Below are 19,068 nucleotides of genomic sequence, written 5' to 3' on the forward strand. Positions count from 1 at the left end.
CATGGAAAACAGGAGGCTAAAATCGAGCGGGAACTGGTTTCATCATCTGCGATTAAAAGCTCATACAGGGTAATTCTCCTTTATTTTATGAAAAAGACAGTCCCATAGAGGGGCCTGTCAAGCTGATTTAAGTATATCATGGCCCCCTTTTGAAGTCAAAACATTAGATGCTTTTCAGGATAATACCAAAAATAATGATACACTTCTAAAATAATGATAGATAAAAATGATAGATGAAAGCAATATACGCAGGGGCTCAAATCTCATAAATAATGCTAGAATTATGAAGTAGAAAACCCGATTATGATAGGAGGAAATTGCTATGTATTACGGACTTGACAGACAAACAGAGATTTGGATACAAGATCTGGAAGAAAAATTAACCTATAAGCTTGAGGCAGAGTGCAGGCGGCTGGGAAGCATGATGCCATATGTTCCGGAAAATGGAGCTTATTACGACATGGGTGTCAGGGAATTGAGCACTTGGACTAACGGTTTTTTTGCCGGGATGATGTGGCAGATGTATCACGCAACGGAAAAGGAGTGCTTCAAAGAATCTGCAGAGCAAATTGAAGAAAGGCTGGACGAGGCTTTAACGGAGTTTGTTAAATTAGATCATGATGTCGGATTTATATGGCTTCACACAGCCGTAGCAAACTGGCGTCTTACCGGAAATCAGGCTTCCAGAAAAAGAGGGCTTCATGCGGCTGGTATCCTGGCCGGAAGATATAACCCGGCAGGTCATTTTATACGCGCATGGAATGGAGACAGACAGGGAATTGCTATTGTCGATTGTTTAATGAATCTTCCGCTTTTATATTGGGCGGCAGAAGAAAACGGTACGAGTGCATGGAAACAGATAGCGATTGAGCACTCGAATATGGCTTTAAAATATATTCTGAGACCGGATAGTTCCTGTAATCATATGATTGATATAGAACCGGAAACAGGAGAATACAGAAGTAATCCTGGCGGACAAGGCTATGAAAGTGGTTCATCATGGAGCCGTGGCCAGGCATGGGCAATTTCCGGAATGGCTTTAGCTTACCGTTATACGGGAAATGAAAATTATTTGGATGCGGCAAAAAGAACAGCTCATTATTTTATGGCGTATGCGCAGCATGCGGTTTATTGGAACTTTCGGAACATGTAAAGCCTTTGGAAAAAGATCTTTATGTACAGTCTGCTTTGGAATGTTTAAGAGCAATAGAGTTATTTTGCTGCTGGGATCCGGAGAGGGATGCAGTTTTAGACGGAGGCTCTGCACGATATGATCGGGCTTCAGACAGGCAGGTACCAATTATTTATGGAGATTATTTTCTTGCAGAGGCGATATTACGGTTGACCGGAAAATCATTTCTTACATGGTAGAATGATCCGGCAGAAAAAGACACCGGTATCATAGGAAAGGAAACATTATATCAAATAAATATCTGACACCAATCCAATGAGGTGGTATTCGATGGAATACCACCTCAATTTTTTTTAGGAAAAGGTGATTTCGGTGTAGTTTTTGCCGAAAGCTATTGGAAGAAAGTGGGATTGATGTAAGTCTTTATTAAGGATATACTGAGATATATAGAGAATGTATCTGCCAGTTCGCAAGAGTGTTTTCATAGAACCATAGAGACGGAGGAGCGCGCTATGCAGATGGACGAAAGGTTAGATGCTTTGCTGGCGGTTCTTTCAGAAGAAACCTATCTGAATGTTGAATCAATTGCAAAGAAACTGCAAATTAGTGAGAGAACGGTCCGGATGCAGGTAAATCAGCTGAAAGAACTGTTGGAGCAGAACGGAGCTGATATTGAGCGGCGGAGAAACCTGGGACTTCGGATTCAGGTAAAGGATAGAGAAACCTATCAGGCATTTATGAAGGGAAAAACTTCTCCAGTCTATCCGCAGACAGGAAGGCAGAGAGTTGAATATATTATTGCTCTTTTTTTTGTTTCTTCTGCTTATATCAAGGCAGAAGAGCTCTGCGAAAAGATGTACATATCCCGAAAAACCTTATCTCTGGATTTAAAAACGGTTGAACAGTATTTGAACCGTTATCATCTGGAATTGGAACGAAAACCGTACTACGGGCTGCGTATGTGCGGAAGCGAGTTTGCCAAGAGAATTTGTCTTTGCGCAGTATTCTATGAGTTCCGGGATCAGTGGATTCAGGAGATTCAGAGAGAGCTGAAGGATTCGGAGCTGATTCGCAGTGTGATTTTAGACAGTGTAAAACAGTGCGGATATACCATTTATGAAATGGATATTCCCAACATTGTGCTTCAGATACAGATTGCAATCTACCGTCAGGAGCAGGGCTTTTTTATCCGGATGGAAGAAATTACAGACAGCGGGTTTTTGCAGGAAAGCGATATTTATGCGGCCCGCCTGTGTGCAGAAGGTTTACGCAGCTCTCTGAATATAACTATTCCGATTCCGGAGATCAAATATATTGCAATTCAGCTTTCCGGAAAAAAGAGAGTGGTGGAAAGCGACAAAGGCAATCTGGTAATTGACATGGAGATCAACCAGCTGGTCAATCAGATGCTGAACCGGGTACAGGAAGCGTTTTCCATGGATTTTAGTTCCGACTTTGACTTAAATGCCACATTGCGGCAGCATATGGTACCTTTACGGATTCGGCTTCAATACGGGCTTAGAATAGACAATCCCATTCTTCAGGAGATTAAATCAAATTACAGCTTTCCATATGTAGTTGCGGCTCATGCCTCTACGGTGCTTTCCGAGTATTTTCATACCATTGTACCGGAAGCGGAGATTGGTTATCTGGCACTGTGCTTTGCTCTTTCGATGAAACGCCAGGATCAGGAACGCCATCGTCATAATATCCTTCTGGTGTGTGCGTCAGGAGCCGGAAGTGCAAAGCTGTTTGAATACCGGTTCCGGGAAGTATTCGGGGAATATCTGGACAAGGTGGAAACATGTAATATTGAGTCTCTGGCCCGGAAAGATTTTTCGCAGGTAGATTATGTGTTTTCTACGGTTCCTGTATCTGTTTCAATACCGGTTCCTGTTTATGAGGTACAGTATTTCTTTGAACGCCATAATGTGGCGGAAGTGGAGCGGATTTTAAAGCATAGCGGACGGAAAGGCATTGAGACTTATTTTGATAAAACACTTTTTTTTACTGATATAAAAGGAGATACCCGGGAGCAGGTTCTGCATGAACTGTGCAGAAGGATTGGAGAGGTCCACAGTCTTCCGGAAGGTTTTGAAAATGCTGTTCTGGAGAGGGAAAATCTGATGCAGACAGATTTGTGTCCGCATATTGCAATTCCTCATCCATACCGGCCTATGACAGAAACAACCTTTGTCAGCGTGGGAATCCTGGAAAAGCCGGTATGGTGGCATCATTACGAAGTTCAGATTGTATTTCTGCTGTCGATTTCGTCGAAGAAGGAGGAAAATCTGGAGGACTTTTACAAGGTGGCGCCGCGTTTTATGATGGATGAAAAGCGTATGGAACATCTCATACAGACAAAGAGTTATGATACTTTGCTTGAGCTCATTCACTGGGCAGAACAAGATGGGTTATAAAAAATTTAATTAAATACATAGGAGGTATTAAGTTATGGCAACTATCAGAGTGTTATTGTGCTGCGGAGCTGGATTCTCCAGCGGATTTCTGGCACAGAAGGCAAGACAGGCGGCAAAGAAGGGGAAAATCGACATGTCCATTGAAGCGCGCAGTGAGAGCGTGGTAAGCGAGTACATGGACAAGATGGACGTTCTTTTAGTCGGCCCGCATTATGCAAGTGCACTTCCCAAGTTTAAAGCAGAGTGTGAGCCTCATGGAATTAAGGTAGACCTGATTCCGGCAGATATTTATTCTACTTTAGACGGAGCAGCGCTGGTAGACTTTGCAGTAAAAGTTTCAGAGAGAAAGGACGGATAACAGGATGGAACGTTTGATGAAATGGCTTTCCGAGGTATTTGCCCCGAAGGCGAGAGAGGTATTTGCAAACCCGTGGATTGATACTGTAGCAAGTACAATGAAGAAGGTTCTGCCTATCATTTTGACAGGTTCCCTGATCTTCTTCTATAATGTATTCCGTTCCTATTTATCATTTTTACCAGACTTAAGCCCGATTGCAAACTTTTCCTTTGGTTTGCTGGCAATCTTCGTAGCATTCCTGATTACCCATGAAGCAATGCTGAAGCTGGGACATGGCGAGTATCAGATTAACGCAGCTCTGATTTCCATTGCTGCATATTTAATGCTGTGCCGTCCGGAGGTTGTGGATGGAGTGTTCCAGATTTCCAACGGACGTATTGGAGCCGCTGGTATCATGATGGGTATCGTTGTTGGTCTGTTTGTAGCCATCGTATTCCATCTGTATGCAAAGCTTCACGTTCTGGAGAACAATGATACACTTCCGGACTTTGTAAGAGACTGGATTAACAACATTATTCCGATTACCATTACATTAGGCTTATCCATGATTTTTGCCAATGTACTGAAGCTGGATCTGTATGATATGCTGGTAAGTCTGTTTATGCCGCTGCAGAAGGGCGCTCAGACTCTGCCTGGTTTCATTCTGATTTGTTTTGTACCTGTTATTTTCTACTCTATGGGTATTTCCAGCTGGGTATTCAATGCAGTTACCACTCCTATTTTCATGGTAGCAATCGCAGAGAATATCGAAGCTGTTGCAAATGGCCATGCTCCGCTGAACATTGCTACCAGTGAGGCAGTATTTACTGCAGCTCTGATTACCATGGGCGGACGTGGAGGCACACTTCCGTTAAACGTTTTAATGCTGCGTTCCAAGAGTAAAAAATTGAAAACCATGGGTAAGATTTGTATCGGACCATCCCTGTTTAATATCAATGAGCCGCTGATGTTCGGTGCACCGGTTGTATTTAATCCGCTTCTGATGCTGCCTATTCTGATTAACAGTATTACAGGTCCGGCAGTTGTTTGGCTGACCATGCACTATGGCCTGCTGAAGATTCCGTGCACAATGGTACAGGTTGGACAGATTCCCGCTCCGTTCTCCAGCGTAATGATTACAGGAGACTGGAGAGCAGTTCCGGTTTATATCCTGCTGTTTGCTATTTATCTGATGACCTGGTATCCATTCTTCAAGGTATACGAGAAACAGTGCGTAGAGGAAGAGACAACGGTAGCATAATATTGAAAATTGTCCGATATAGCAGTGTTTCTCTTGCAGGAACACTGCTTTTCAGAAAGGAGAGAACTTTTTATGGGAGAAATGTTATTTCAAGATGATGATAAGGTCGTTCAGGTTGCCATGCAGATTGTAATTGCAGCCGGCGACGCCAGAAATGCAGCTGGCAAAGCATTGGACTGTGTAGGACAGTTTGATTTCGCAGGTGCAAAAGAGTATATGAAGGAGGCGCACAGCCATATTTCTGAAGCACACAATGCACAGACAGAAATGATCCAGGCAGAAATTTCAGGAGAAGAAAAAATCCAGCCCAGTATGCTGTTCAGCCATGCTCAGGATACCCTGATGACGGTAATGTCTGAAATTCACATGGCAGACAAGATGATTGCTGTGTTTGAAAGCTTTTATGATAAAATGGGTAAATAAGGAGGAGGTATGAGCGAAATGATGAAGAAAACCATGCCGGAGAACTTTTTATGGGGCGCATCTACCAGCGCATATCAGGTAGAGGGCGCTGCAGAAGAGGATGGCAAAAAATTATCCCAGATGGATATTTTAAATCGCGGAACTGGATTTGCAGATGCCAGCGTAGCCAGCGATCATTATCATCGCTATAAAGAAGATATTGCTTTGATGAAGGAATGTGGATTTACAGCATATCGCTTTTCTTTCTCCTGGTCCAGAATTTTCCCGGATGGAACGGGAGAGGTGAATCCAAAAGGACTTGAGTTCTACGATAACCTGGTAAACGAGCTGGTTGCCAATGGAATTAAGCCGGTACCGACAATTTACCATTATGATATGCCAATGGCACTGGTTGACAAGTATGACGGATGGGTAAACCGCCAGAGTGTAGAGGATTTCGTGGCTTACGGCGAGTTCCTGATCCGCAGATACGGTGACAGAATCAAAGACTGGCTGATTATCAATGAGCAGAGTATTATTGTGGAATTCTGGAAAAAGAAAAACTATGTTCCGGAAAAATATCATGACAATCCTCAGATTAAGTTCCAGATTAACCATCACATGAATCTGGGACAGGCAAGACTCAGCAAGCTGATTCACGAGCTGGTAGAAGGCGGCCGTTCCGGCGCAGCCATCGGCTATTCTCCGGTATATGGACTGGATTCCAGCCCCAAGAATATGCTGGCAATGCTGAATGCAGAAGATCTGAAGAATCACTTCTTCCTGGATATTTACTTCAAGGGCAAATATCCGGTAGGCGCATTCCGTTATCTGGAAGAGCACAACATGGCTCCGGTAATTGAAGAAGGCGATATGGATATTCTGGCAGAAGGAAAGCTGGATTTCCTGGGAGTTAACTATTACGCAAGCAAATGCGTTCGTTTCCCGGATGCAGATAAGAATGAGCTGACTGAGGCAAAGAGCAATTTAAGCGGTAAGAAGGGCGCTATGGGCGCTTACGAAGTAATGCCGGATTTCTATCAGTATATGAAGAATCCCAATGCAGATACGAACGATTGGGACTGGACCATTGATCCAACCGGTATGGAATACTTATTAAGAGACATTTATCAGCGTTACGGAATTCCCATGATTATTACAGAAAACGGTCTGGGCGCCAGAGACGTTCTAGAAGACGGAAAGGTTCATGATGATTACCGGATTGATTACTGGACCAAGCATCTCCAGTCCATTCACAGAGCTATCGAACTGGGCGTAGATGTAAGAGGATTCCTGCCATGGTCCTTTGTTGACGTACTCAGCACCAGCAACGGATACCAGAAGAGATATGGTCTGGTATATGTAAACAGAGATGACGAGGACTTAAAAGATTTAGCAAGAATTCCGAAAGACAGTTTCTATTGGTACAAGAAAGTAATTGAAACAAACGGAGCTTCCTGCCTGTAGGAAAAGGATAAGGATAGGGAACAAAATGGAATAAAACTGACGGTTTTTAAACAGTTTCCTCAATAGTGTGTTAAAAAAATATCAAAAAATCTCTTGACTTATTGAAGGAAAAGCAGTAAAATGTTAATAATTTAACAAGTTTTAATTCATCAAAAAGAAAAGAGGATATTGAGATGGCTAGATTTACATTACCGAGAGATTTATACTATGGAAAAGGTTCCCTGGAAAATCTGAAAAACCTTTCCGGCAAGAGAGCAATTGTTGTTTCCGGAGGAAGCTCTATGAGAAAAGGCGGCTTTCTTGACAAGGTAGAGGCTTATCTGAAGGAAGCAGGAATGGAAGTAAGATTTTTCGAAGGCGTTGAGCCGGATCCTTCTGTTGAGACTGTGATGAAGGGCGCAGCTGCTATGACCGAATTCCAGCCGGACTGGATTGTTTCTATCGGCGGCGGTTCTCCCATTGACGCAGCAAAGGCTATGTGGGCATTCTATGAATATCCGGATACAACCTTTGAGGATTTGATTACTCCGTTTAATTTCCCGAAGCTGAGAACAAAGGCTCATTTCTGTGCAATTCCCTCTACCTCCGGAACAGCAACAGAGGTAACCGCATTTTCTGTAATCACAGATTATGCAAAGGGAATCAAGTATCCGCTGGCAGACTTTGAGATTACACCGGATGTGGCAATTATTGATCCGGAGCTGGTTGAGAGCCTTCCTATCAAGCAGGTAGCTTATACTGGTATGGATGCTCTTACTCATGCAATTGAAGCATATGTTTCTACTCTGAACAGTCCGTTTACGGATCCGCTGGCAATTAAGGCAATTGAGATGGTATTTGATTATCTGCCAATGTCTTATAAGAAGGATATGGATGCAAGAGAGCAGATGCACTATGCCCAGTGTCTTGCAGGTCAGGCATTCTCCAATGCCCTGCTTGGTATTGTACATTCCATGGCTCACAAGACCGGCGCTGCATTCTCTACCGGTCATATTCCTCATGGCTGTGCAAATGCAATCTACCTTCCGTATGTTATTAAGTACAATGCTCATGAGCCGGAAGCTATGAGAAGATATGCAGATATTGCAAGACGTGTAGGTTTGGGCGGAACCTCTGAAAAAGCTCAGGTAAATGCTCTGATCGAGAAGATTGAAGAATTTAACCGCGCGATGAATATTCCGAAGACCATTCAGGAGTTTGGTGTGAAGGAAGACGAGTTCCTGGAGAAGCTGGATGAGATTGCTGCAAATGCAGTTGGTGATGCATGCACAGGTTCCAATCCAAGATCCATCAATCCGGAACAGATGGCAAAGCTGTTTAAGTGCACCTTCTACGGCACAGAGGTTGATTTCTAAGGATTTCTGATAAAAATGTAAAAAAGAGACTGTGAAGAACAGATTTGTTTTTCACAGTCTCTTTTTGTGTAGTGCGCCTGGCGGCGCACGTTTCTAACGGGTGCAAGTCCCAAATCCGCCCGGTAGTGGGAAGGATATAGCCGAAGGCAAGGGTGTTGCAGGCGACTGCAAATCTGAAGGAAGCCGGATGTGGGGAACCTACTAACCCACGGGCAAACCTCTGGTCTGACGAACAGAAATCGCATACTTCGACACGCTGAACCACACAATCCTCTTAAATCTGCTGAGAAAGCAGGTAAAAGACGAGAGGGTCATACAGATGGTAAAGCGATACCTGAAAGGCGGAGTGATGGAAAACGGTGTTATAACAGAGATAGAAGAAGGCTCCCCGCAGGGAGGGAATCTATCCCCACTCTTAGCAAATGTGTATCTGAATGAATTCGATTGGGAGTTTCACAGACGGGGCGTACCGTGTATTCGCTATGCAGATGATATTGTACTGTTGGCGAAGAGTGAACGGGCGGCGGAACGTCTGCTGGAGAGCAGTACGAAATATCTGGAAGAAACATTAAAGTTGAAAGTAAATCGGGAAAAGAGCCGGACAGTCAGCGTGTTCGCAATCCGAAATTTTAAGTTCATTGGCTTTTGTTTTGGGAAGAGCGGAAAAGGAATCTATATCCGTGTCCATGGAAAGTCATGGAAGAAAGCCAAGGAGAAGCTGCGACAGCTCACTTCCCGGAGCAAATGTGGGAGTATCATCCGAGCCATGGAAAAGATAAAAGTATACATGAGAGGGTGGGTAAATTATTACGGAATAGCGGACATAATGTTTGTTATTAAACAATCAATTTATGGTTACATAAAAATAAATAAGGTAGTTAAATGTTTGTGTGGGGAAAATAGAAAAGAGAATCCGAACAAGTGTTTGCAAATAAGTCTGGTCTGTGATAAAATACAGATCAGTTACGCAAAATACGGACAGGAGACGCCAGAAAGGCTTTCGGAAGCTGCGGCGGATGGAAAAACAAAGGAAAGGTTTGAAGTATGGCAAAGCAGTATATTAAAATACGGGGTGCCAACGAGCACAATTTGAAGAATATTTCTCTGGATATTCCGAGAAATGAGCTGGTGGTGCTGACGGGACTAAGTGGTTCCGGTAAGTCATCTCTGGCATTTGATACTATTTATGCAGAGGGGCAGAGAAGATATATGGAATCTTTGTCTTCTTATGCGAGACAGTTCCTGGGACAGATGGAGAAGCCGGATGTGGAGAGCATTGAGGGACTTTCCCCTGCTATTTCCATTGATCAGAAATCAACCAACAGGAATCCCAGATCTACAGTGGGAACAGTGACAGAGATCTATGACTATCTGAGACTTTTGTACGCCAGAATCGGAATTCCCCACTGTCCCAAGTGTGGGAGAGAGATTCGCAGACAGACGATTGATCAGATGGTAGATCAGATTATGGAGCTGCCGGAACGGACGAAAATCCAGCTTCTGGCTCCGGTGGTCCGGGGACGGAAGGGAGAGCATGTAAAGCTTCTGGAACAGGCCAGACGCAGTGGCTATGTGAGAGTTCGGATTGACGGAAATCTTTATGAGCTGTCAGAAGAGATTAAGCTGGAGAAAAATATTAAGCACAATATTGAGATCGTGGTGGATCGCCTTGCAGTCAGAGAGGGAATTGAAAAGCGTCTTACAGATTCGATTGAGACTGTTATGGGGCTTTCAGATGGTCTGATGCTGGTGGATGTGATTGGAGGAGAATCTATTCAGTTCAGCATGAATTTTTCCTGCCCGGACTGCGGCATCAGTATCGAGGAGGTAGAACCCAGAAGCTTTTCTTTTAACAATCCCTTTGGGGCATGTCCGGACTGCTTTGGTCTGGGATACAAGATGGAGTTTGATGAGGATTTGATGATTCCGGATAAATCTCTAAGCATCCTGCAGGGGGCGATTGTGGTACTTGGATGGCAGTCCTGTACGGACAAGGGAAGCTTTACCAGAGCTATTTTAGATGCTCTTGCGAAGGAATACGGATTTGATTTGGATACGCCTTTTGAAGAGTATCCCAAGGAAATCCACGATGTGCTGATTTACGGAACCGAAGGCCGGGAGATTAAGGTTCATTATAAGGGGCAAAGGGGAGAAGGCGTTTACGATGTGGCCTTTGAAGGCCTTCTGAAAAATGTTGAGCGGAGATACCGGGAAACCTATTCCGAGAATTCTAAGGCGGAATATGAAACCTTTATGCGGATTACTCCCTGTAAGGCATGTAAGGGACAGCGGCTGAAGCCCAGCTCTCTTGCCGTAACCGTAGGGGATCAGAATATTTATCAGGTAACAGAGCTTTCTATCCGCAGATGTCGGGAGTTTATGGAGAACCTGAAGCTGACACAGATGCAGGAATCGATCGGCGCACAGATTTTAAAGGAAGTAAAAGCAAGGCTGGATTTTCTGTTAAATGTGGGTCTGGAGTATCTGTCACTGTCGAGAGCCACAGGAACCCTTTCCGGAGGAGAGGCTCAGCGAATCCGTCTGGCAACTCAGATTGGCTCCGGTCTGGTGGGCGTTGCCTATATTCTGGACGAACCAAGTATTGGTCTTCACCAGCGGGACAATGACAAGCTGCTTTCTACTCTGCTTCACCTGCGGGATCTGGGAAATACGGTTCTTGTTGTGGAGCATGATGAGGATACGATGCGGGCGGCGGATTATATTGTGGATATCGGGCCGGGAGCCGGAGAACATGGCGGACAGGTGGTGGCAGCTGGTACGGCAGAGGAAATTATGCAGTGTCAGGAGTCCGTGACAGGCGCTTATTTGAGCGGACGGATTCAGATTCCAGTGCCGGAGAAGCGCAGAATTCCTACAGGCTGGCTGACAGTCCGGGGAGCGGCAGAAAACAATCTGAAACAGATTGACGTTCGTTTTCCTCTGGGCGTGATGACCTGCGTAACCGGTGTATCTGGCTCAGGCAAGAGTTCTCTGGTCAATGAGATCCTTTACAAGGCTCTGGCGCGGAAGCTGAACAGGGCAAGAACCATTCCGGGAAAGTTCAAGAAACTGGAGGGCGTGGAGCAGCTGGATAAGGTTATCGCTATTGATCAGTCTCCTATTGGAAGAACGCCTCGCTCAAATCCTGCTACCTATACAGGTGTGTTTGACATGATCCGGGATTTGTTTGCATCTACCCCTGATGCAAAGGCAAAGGGATATAATAAGGGGCGCTTCAGTTTTAATGTAAAAGGCGGCCGGTGTGAGGCCTGCAGCGGCGACGGAATTATCAAGATTGAGATGCATTTTCTTCCGGATGTCTATGTACCCTGTGAGGTCTGCGGCGGAAAGCGGTATAATCGGGAGACTCTGGAGGTTCGCTATAAGGGAAAAAGCATTTACGATGTCCTGAATATGACGGTGGAGGAGGCGATGGGCTTCTTTGAGAATATTCCTTCGATTTATCGGAAGATTTCTACACTGAATGATGTGGGGCTTTCGTATATTCGTTTGGGGCAGCCATCCACAGAGCTTTCCGGCGGAGAGGCTCAGCGAATTAAGCTGGCTACAGAGCTGAGCAGGAGAGGAACAGGAAAGACGATTTATATTCTGGATGAGCCTACAACAGGACTTCATTTTGCAGATGTTCATAAACTGGTGGAAATTCTCAGAAGGCTTTCAGATGGTGGAAATACGGTTGTAGTGATTGAACACAATCTGGATGTGATCAAATCTGCGGATTATCTGATTGATATTGGCCCGGAGGGCGGAGAAGGCGGCGGCAGAGTGATTGCCGAAGGAACTCCGGAAGAGGTTGCAGAAAATCCGGAGTCCTATACAGGCAGATATGTGAAGCGGTATCTGAAACAATAGATCAGTCTTGCTGCAGCTGTCTGACAATCTCAACCACTTCCTCCAGCTGTTTGATCTGGAAGTCCGCCAGAGACTGATCAAAATGAAAGCGGGAATCATAAAGGGCAGCAATATGCATTCCCGCCCGATATGCTGCAGTAACGCCAAAGGTAGAATCTTCTACAGCCAGACACTGATTTTCCGGAAGGTTCAGTTTTTTGGCGGTATAGTGATAGATTTCCGGATCCGGCTTACTGCGTTTAAACTGTGCGCCAGAGACAATTTCTTCAAAATAATGATGAATGTTATTTTCGGTCAGAACCCGGTGAATAATCGGCAGACCGGTGGAGGAGGCCAGGGCCAGTCGAAGCCCCATTTCCTGAAGCCGGTCGAGGATGCCAGGGATTTCTTTCCGAAAGATACGGCGGTAGTCCATCTGCGCGTAAACATCTACAGAGGCGCGGAATTCATCCCGCAGCTGCTGCCAGGTCTGGCCATTGTGGACGGCACGGGCCATACAGCTCCATGCGTCTTCCCGGGAGGATCCTACCATGCCGAACAGATCCTCCAGCTGCACCTGGGGATTTTTCGTTCGGGCAAATTCCAGCTCCATTTTCAGATATTCCAGTTCGCTGTCTATGATGATTCCATCCATATCAAAAATGACTGCTTTTATCATAAGATTTTCCACCTCTTTTTTATTTCTGTGCTCGTTCAGCCATGTGAGGATTCAGACAGAAAGATGCTCTGAATGCTTGTTTTTCCAGAAGTTTTCCAGTCTGAAGCGTCGAGAAAATACTTTCTTAATTTAATGCAATAAAGTAATTCTTGCAACAAAAAATGCGTCTGAGAGGAATCGAACCTCCGCACGCGGCTCCGGAGGCCACTGCTCTATCCACTGAGCTACAGACGCATCTTCTATATAATACTATATTTTTTTTTGTTTTGCAAGGGGTATTATTGCTTTTTTTTTTGTATTTTGCTATGATAAGGATCTGGACAATCCCATGGAGGTGGTGGAATGAAAGAAAACAAAAGATTTCGGAAACGGAGCGGGGCGGACGAAGAGCAGAGGGCTCTTTTGACAGCAGCAGCCATTCCGTTAATCGTGATTATATTAATGATTATTATTGTGATTGCAGATCATGGCAAGGCAAAAGAGACAGAAAATCAGGAGCCTTCCACGACCATGGAAGCAGAGACAGGGAATGAATCAGAGCTGCAGACCGAGGAAGCAGAGGCGGAAGGTGAGTCAGAATCAGAAGCTGTGGAGATTCCGGAAATGGAGGGACTGCAGAGGGACCGGGTTCCGGAAATTCTCAGTCTTATGAAGAGCTATTTTGCAGCCAGAGAGGATTCTGATGCAGAAACCATGAGCCGGATTTACGGAAGAGGTGAGCAGACGGAAGCTGAGCTGGAGGAAGAGCGGAAACGGCTGCGCAGCAATGCCAAGTATGTACAGGAATTTGAAAATATTGCCACCTATGTGATGGATGGAGAAACGGCAGATACCTGGCTGGTGTATACCCTTTACGACATCCGTTTTTATTCGGCAGAGACAGCGGCTCCTATGATTATGTGGTGCTATGTGTACCGTGATGCAGAGGGCAATTATCTGATTCGCAGCAACGACACCCTGACAGAGGCGGAGATTGATTTTGCAGATCGAATCAGCCATTCTGAGGAAGTGCGCCGGCTGGCGTCGGGAGTAAATGTAAAGCTGAAGGAGGCTTTAACTGCTGACGAGGAACTGAATTCCATTTACGGCGTACTGAGAGACGGTTCTCCTGTTTATGGGGAAGAGCCGGAGCAGAGAATTGTTGTAGCGGAGACGACAGCTGCCAGCGAGGAGACTTCTGCAGAGGAAGAGACAGAAGCTTCCGAAGAGGCAGAGACAGAGGAAAGCCAGTCGGAAGCTGAGGAGGAGACGATAGAGGCGTTTGTGCCGGAGGAGTCTGGGCAGCAGGAAACTGCAGAAGCTCAGGAACCGGATGCTTCTGGGGAGAGCAGCGTACAGAGCAGTACAGCAGCAGCGCCGGGAGCATAAAGACAGGAGAAGATCCGTCTTTTGAGCAGAAGCGTCCTATGGGAAAGCAGAAGCGCCAGATATCTAAAAATGGATGGATATGCGGATGCGTGACAGAAAACTGCATTTTCAAGAAGCAGGATAAGAACAGAATTTGAAAGAATCATACACAGAGAGCAGGATGAAAACATGGAAACGATGAATGTAAAGGACTTTTATTTTGATTTGCCACAGGAGCTGATTGCCCAGGATCCTCTCGAGGATCGGTCTGCATCCAGACTTTTGGTGCTGGATAAAGAAACCGGTGAAATTGAACACAGACACTTCCGGGATATTGTTTCTTATTTAAAACCGGGGGACTGCCTTGTAATCAACGATACTAAGGTAATTCCGGCGCGGCTGTTTGGCGTGAAGGAGGATACCAGAGCAAAGATTGAGGTACTGCTGTTAAAACGTCGGGAAAATGATATTTGGGAGACGTTGGTGAAGCCGGGAAAAAAGTGCCGTCCCGGTGCAGTGCTGGAGTTTGGAGACGGATTGTTAAAGGGAACCGTTCTGGATGTTGTAGATGAAGGGAACCGTCTCATTCAGTTTTCTTACGATGGTATTTTTGAGGAGATTCTGGATCAGCTGGGTCAGATGCCTCTTCCTCCCTATATTACGCATCAGCTGCAGGATAAAAACCGTTATCAGACAGTGTATGCAAAGCACGAAGGATCTGCAGCAGCGCCGACAGCCGGACTGCATTTTACAAAGGAGCTTCTGGATGAAATCCAGAAAATGGGTGTAAAAATTGCTCATGTTACCCTTCATGTAGGGCTGGGAACCTTCCGCCCGGTAAAGGTGGAAAACGTCCTGGAGCACCATATGCATTCGGAATTTTATATGGTAGAGGAAGCAGAAGCACAGAAAATCAATGAGACAAAGGCTGCAGGCGGGCGGGTGATCTGTGTGGGAACTACCAGCTGCCGAACCATTGAGTCAGCCACAGGAGAAGACGGAATTCTGCGGGCAGGAAGCGGTTGGACTGAGATTTTTATTTATCCGGGATATCAGTTTAAGATTCTGGATTGTCTGATCACCAATTTCCACCTGCCGGAATCGACGCTGGTGATGCTGGTTTCAGCCCTGGCAGGAAGAGAGCATGTGCTTCATGCCTATGATGAGGCTATTCAGGAGCGCTATCGTTTCTTCAGCTTTGGGGATGCGATGTTTATACGATGACACCAAAAATAAACTGAATAGTTGATGAAAAAAAGAGCCGGGAAGTTATTATTCCTGGCTCTTGTCAACTGAAGAATAAATGAAACGGTGAAGCAAACCGTTTTTGAACACGATACTGCCGATCTGACCATCTGAATTGATAGTAATACTGTCTATGATGGAATTGAAGAAATCTTTCAAAATTTCTACATCAGTATTTACTGCCAAACGGCGATAATTTATGTATGAACTGCCGGAGAGTTTCTTTGAAATAATAAAAGCGGTAGCTTGACGGATAAAGTCTTGATCTGAGATGGATCTCTCAGTACGTTCACAAGCGCTTATTTCAGAAAGCTGTATTTCTATGTCTTCATATGCCTCAGAGATACGGTTACGCTCGGTTATGTATTCCTGTTCACTTATGGAATCCTCTGAATACATATAAAGTCGTTTCAGACGTTCCATAGCTCGCTCCAATTTCTGTTGTTCTTTTTTCAACTTTGTTACTTCTGGATTAGCTGCAGGTTTCTTTGATTTCTTTTTAAGTCCGGATTTTGTGCTTTCTGGCAAATTCTCAGATAGAACAGTAAACATTTCACTGACACCTTCTTCGTCAAGATGGTCTACATTATCAAATACTTTTCCATACAAAAGCATACGCTGAAGGTCCTCTTGGGTTCGTAACAATGAAAAATTCCGTTGAGCATTAAGCATATTCAGTATAAAGTTGATGGTAAATTCTCCGACAGTAGAATCGGTTGTATCGTGGCATCCCTCAGAAATATGCCTTCGCTTGGAAGGGCAAAGATAGATAGATGGTCGCCATCCATCACAACTCAGTGCCTTTCCGGTGCTGCTGGTAAGCATCTGACCGCAGTTTTCACAGAAAATCATACCGGAAAATACATGGATATTTTTTCGCTTTACAGATACATTGCCACCTGATTTGATACGTGAGTTTCTGGAAAGTTGAGATATAATTTTCTGTTGGCGTTCTTTCAGAAACAAAGCAGGGTGGTGGTTTTCAAACACGATGAAATCCTCCTCTTTATTTGGAACCTGAGTTCCGGTGCTGAGAGATGTTTGATTGTACACATAATCACCAACACTAAACGGATTCACAAGGATTTTATGCACCTGAACAGGACTCCATAGATTACCAGCTCTTGTCCGATGTCCGAGTTCATTCAGTTTCCTGGAAACATACAGAAGTGAGTGGCTGGACTCATAGAAGTCACACATAAGCAATACGATCTTCTGCTCTTCGGGGGAAATAGAAAATTCCCTGGTGTCATAGTTGTAGGAAAAACCGTATGGGATGCGTCCGCCGTTCCATTTGCCAGAAGTTGCTCTGGAAATCATTGTAGCGGTTACACGCTCAGATGTCATTTTACGTTCCAGTTCAGCAAATACTAAAATGATTTTAAGCATAGCTTCGCCTATTGCGGTACTGGTATCAAACTGTTCGTTTTTGCTTACGAAAGTGACATTAAGACGCTTTAACTCTTCATACATAGCGGCAAAGTCAAGAAGATTCCTGGAAATACGATCCAGCTTCCATACAAGCACATGAGAGAAAAGCCCAGCGCGAATCATCTTCATCATACGCTGATAGTCGGGCCGGTCTGTATTCTTCGCAGAAAAACCGGCATCTTCAAACACTTCATAGTCCTTGATATTCAGGACGTATTTTGCATAGTTTATTAGCTCTTCCCGTTGCAGAGGGAGAGAATCCCTGTCGATTTGGTGGTTTGTTGAAACACGAATGTAAATTGCTACACGAGGACAGGAATTTGACATAGTATTTATAGGTTTATTTAAAGCCATTATGACCTCCATACAATGTTAATCCGCGGATAATCCTACGGACGGTCACGAGTATTGTCACAGGAAAAGTATGTTACAAATATAATGTGGAGGATATAAACGGTAGATATGCTGCTGGGCTTTCATAAAATCAGGATACGGGATAATCCAATAAATCAATGATTTTGCGAATCGTCCATGGACTGTCCGGCGGACGGTCACGAGGAAAATCCGATGTAACCAGTACCAGTACCATTACCATATATATCTATATATAAATATATAGTATGTCCGCGGACAATCCTACGGACGGTCCGATGGACATAAAAAGGATTTACATCATTGTGAAAAAAGAGATGTAAAAATAAGAACAAATGTTCTTAGGGGGGGTAGTGCCCAAGTCAAGACTTTCTATAGCATCATTCAGGTCCCTGTATGTTGTTTTTAGCGGATTAAGAGACAGAAGAGAGTTTAAAGAAATGTTTTTCTGATCTCCGCAGCGCTGATTTAAGACTGATGTGGGGAGGAGGTAAAACTCCCATTGTTCCAGTTGGAGCGGCGTTTCGTTCCGATCTCTGCTTGCGTAAAGACAGAATACATAAAGATCGGACCATCGTTTTACTTCATCGCTGAAATCTGTTTCAGAGTCCCATGATCGGGCTGGACGGATGCTGAACTGAATTTTAGATAAACGCTCAGTATTCCAACTTTGAAGATATGCAGAACATTTGACTTCGATTTTCTTGCCGGACAAAGAAAGTAGGTCGTATGGAGTCCAGTCTTGGCGTGCCACTGTTGTGTCTATCCCAATAGCAGAAGCTACCAAAAATTCCGCCAGCGCTCCACGAAGGGTGTTATTCAGTAAATCAGAAGAGTTCCACGACCAGAAATCGTTGAGAAGGATACCGGCTGGCATCCCTTCATAAGTAAAATGTTCATTTCCTGTTAAAGTTTTCATAGTTTTCATGCCTCCAATCTTTGAAAAAATAAAGGCGGCAAAATAATCTGCCGCCCGTTCTTGCAATTCCAGAGAATGGTGAGAATCTCCGTCTGGATTTATGTGACCGAAATAAATATGACCGAGTTCGTGAAATACCTGGTAGAGCATATCCATCAATGGAAGAACATCATTGTATGCAATCACATAAGAATTAAGCCGCTTGCTGAAAAACGAAAACGCTTTACGGCTGAACAATTCTTGTAATTGCTGCACGCTCAATTCCATACGGAGAGAAACGGATTGGTATGTAGCGATGTGCAGATCATACGTTATTGCCTTCGAATTTTTTTACAGCCTGCTGCCGGAGAGAAGAATCCGTTGAATTCCATTTGTCCTGACCGGATGCGGCTATTTTAATGTCGGAATCCCGGTATTTGTCCAGAACTGCCCATATTACTTTGCGGTCACTCTCTGATGCATTGGAGTAGTAGTAAATCAGTTCCTCTGTTTCAGGAGATAAAGATCCTCTGTTTGGAACTGAAGTAAGACCAAGAAGATAATCGGTGCTTACATTCAGAGCCTCCGCAATAGAAATAATCAGGTCGGCCCGTGGCATACGCCTTGCATCGGAAAGATACCGGGAAATAGTTGCTTCAGTTGTATGTGCCATTTCGGCAAGCATCCGTTGAGTTATATTTCTCTGCTTCAACAGATTGTATAGGATGTTTGAAAAAATCTGCATAAAATCACCTCTACAGTATCATATCCCATAATTACCGAACAGTAAATAATACTTACAAAAAATATAATATAATTATTGACATTTACCGATAGGTAAGTTAAGATGATGTCATAATAAATAAAACA

14 protein-coding genes, 1 tRNA gene and 1 pseudogene are annotated in these 19,068 nt (G+C 44.4%); 11 read left to right on the plus strand and 5 right to left on the minus strand.

Annotated features, from left to right (window positions below):
- Positions 1 to 322: 322 nt before the first annotated feature.
- The 9 genes and pseudogenes from ACESON_RS11070 (at position 323) to uvrA (ending at position 12,247) form a co-directional block, all read left to right on the plus strand.
- The gene (locus ACESON_RS11070) at positions 323 to 1,153 is read left to right on the plus strand and encodes a glycoside hydrolase family 88 protein (protein ID WP_373109838.1); all 831 of its coding nucleotides are present in this window, start codon (positions 323 to 325) and stop codon (positions 1,151 to 1,153) included.
- A 491-nt stretch (positions 1,154 to 1,644) separates the two neighbouring features.
- Positions 1,645 to 3,552, plus strand: coding sequence for a transcription antiterminator (locus ACESON_RS11075; RefSeq protein ID WP_373109840.1), 1,908 nt, complete (start codon positions 1,645 to 1,647; stop codon positions 3,550 to 3,552).
- A gap of 34 nt (positions 3,553 to 3,586) precedes the next feature.
- The gene (locus ACESON_RS11080; RefSeq protein WP_177959353.1) at positions 3,587 to 3,910 is read left to right on the plus strand and encodes a PTS sugar transporter subunit IIB; all 324 of its coding nucleotides are present in this window, start codon (positions 3,587 to 3,589) and stop codon (positions 3,908 to 3,910) included.
- A gap of 4 nt (positions 3,911 to 3,914) precedes the next feature.
- A complete protein-coding gene (locus ACESON_RS11085; RefSeq protein WP_373109841.1) occupies positions 3,915 to 5,150 on the plus strand; it encodes a PTS sugar transporter subunit IIC in 1,236 nt (411 codons plus the stop codon).
- 72 nt (positions 5,151 to 5,222) lie between these two features.
- On the plus strand, positions 5,223 to 5,573 hold the full coding sequence (locus tag ACESON_RS11090; protein ID WP_177959355.1) for a PTS lactose/cellobiose transporter subunit IIA: 351 nt from the start codon (positions 5,223 to 5,225) through the stop codon (positions 5,571 to 5,573).
- 9 nt (positions 5,574 to 5,582) lie between these two features.
- A complete protein-coding gene (locus ACESON_RS11095; RefSeq protein WP_373109842.1) occupies positions 5,583 to 7,019 on the plus strand; it encodes a glycoside hydrolase family 1 protein in 1,437 nt (478 codons plus the stop codon).
- A gap of 173 nt (positions 7,020 to 7,192) precedes the next feature.
- Complete coding sequence (locus ACESON_RS11100) at positions 7,193 to 8,374, plus strand: iron-containing alcohol dehydrogenase (protein WP_177959356.1); 1,182 nt, start codon at positions 7,193 to 7,195, stop codon at positions 8,372 to 8,374.
- A 244-nt stretch (positions 8,375 to 8,618) separates the two neighbouring features.
- Positions 8,619 to 9,200, plus strand: a pseudogene (locus ACESON_RS11105) (reverse transcriptase domain-containing protein); the annotation flags it as partial.
- Positions 9,201 to 9,418: 218 nt separating this feature from the next.
- The gene (gene uvrA / locus ACESON_RS11110; RefSeq protein ID WP_177959357.1) at positions 9,419 to 12,247 is read left to right on the plus strand and encodes an excinuclease ABC subunit UvrA; all 2,829 of its coding nucleotides are present in this window, start codon (positions 9,419 to 9,421) and stop codon (positions 12,245 to 12,247) included.
- Between the two features lies 1 nt (position 12,248).
- Here the strand turns inward: uvrA and ACESON_RS11115 are convergent, their stop codons facing one another.
- Together ACESON_RS11115 and ACESON_RS11120 are read right to left on the minus strand one after the other, a co-directional pair.
- Entirely contained in the window at positions 12,249 to 12,905 is a 657-nt protein-coding gene (locus ACESON_RS11115; protein ID WP_177959358.1) for an HAD-IA family hydrolase, read from the minus strand.
- 162 nt (positions 12,906 to 13,067) lie between these two features.
- Positions 13,068 to 13,139: transfer RNA gene (locus ACESON_RS11120), tRNA-Arg, on the minus strand.
- Between the two features lie 108 nt (positions 13,140 to 13,247).
- Here ACESON_RS11120 and ACESON_RS11125 point away from each other — a divergent pair.
- Together ACESON_RS11125 and queA are read left to right on the plus strand one after the other, a co-directional pair.
- Entirely contained in the window at positions 13,248 to 14,273 is a 1,026-nt protein-coding gene (locus ACESON_RS11125) for a hypothetical protein (protein WP_177959359.1), read from the plus strand.
- A 177-nt stretch (positions 14,274 to 14,450) separates the two neighbouring features.
- Positions 14,451 to 15,476, plus strand: coding sequence for a tRNA preQ1(34) S-adenosylmethionine ribosyltransferase-isomerase QueA (gene queA, locus ACESON_RS11130; RefSeq protein WP_373110109.1), 1,026 nt, complete (start codon positions 14,451 to 14,453; stop codon positions 15,474 to 15,476).
- Between the two features lie 48 nt (positions 15,477 to 15,524).
- Here queA and ACESON_RS11135 read toward each other — a convergent pair whose 3' ends face one another.
- From ACESON_RS11135 to ACESON_RS11145, 3 genes are all read right to left on the minus strand, one after another.
- Positions 15,525 to 17,282, minus strand: a complete 1,758-nt coding sequence (locus tag ACESON_RS11135; RefSeq protein WP_373109843.1) for a recombinase family protein — start codon at positions 17,280 to 17,282, stop codon at positions 15,525 to 15,527.
- 313 nt (positions 17,283 to 17,595) lie between these two features.
- Positions 17,596 to 18,474 carry an ImmA/IrrE family metallo-endopeptidase gene (locus ACESON_RS11140; protein WP_373109844.1) on the minus strand — a complete coding sequence of 293 codons (879 nt, stop codon included), beginning with the start codon at positions 18,472 to 18,474 and terminating at the stop codon, positions 17,596 to 17,598.
- 49 nt (positions 18,475 to 18,523) lie between these two features.
- Positions 18,524 to 18,943, minus strand: a complete 420-nt coding sequence (locus ACESON_RS11145) for a helix-turn-helix domain-containing protein (RefSeq protein WP_373109846.1) — start codon at positions 18,941 to 18,943, stop codon at positions 18,524 to 18,526.
- Positions 18,944 to 19,068: the final 125 nt, after the last annotated feature.

This window comes from Lachnoclostridium sp. Marseille-P6806 (genome assembly GCF_964238185.1).
Lineage (GTDB): Bacteria > Bacillota > Clostridia > Lachnospirales > Lachnospiraceae > Brotaphodocola.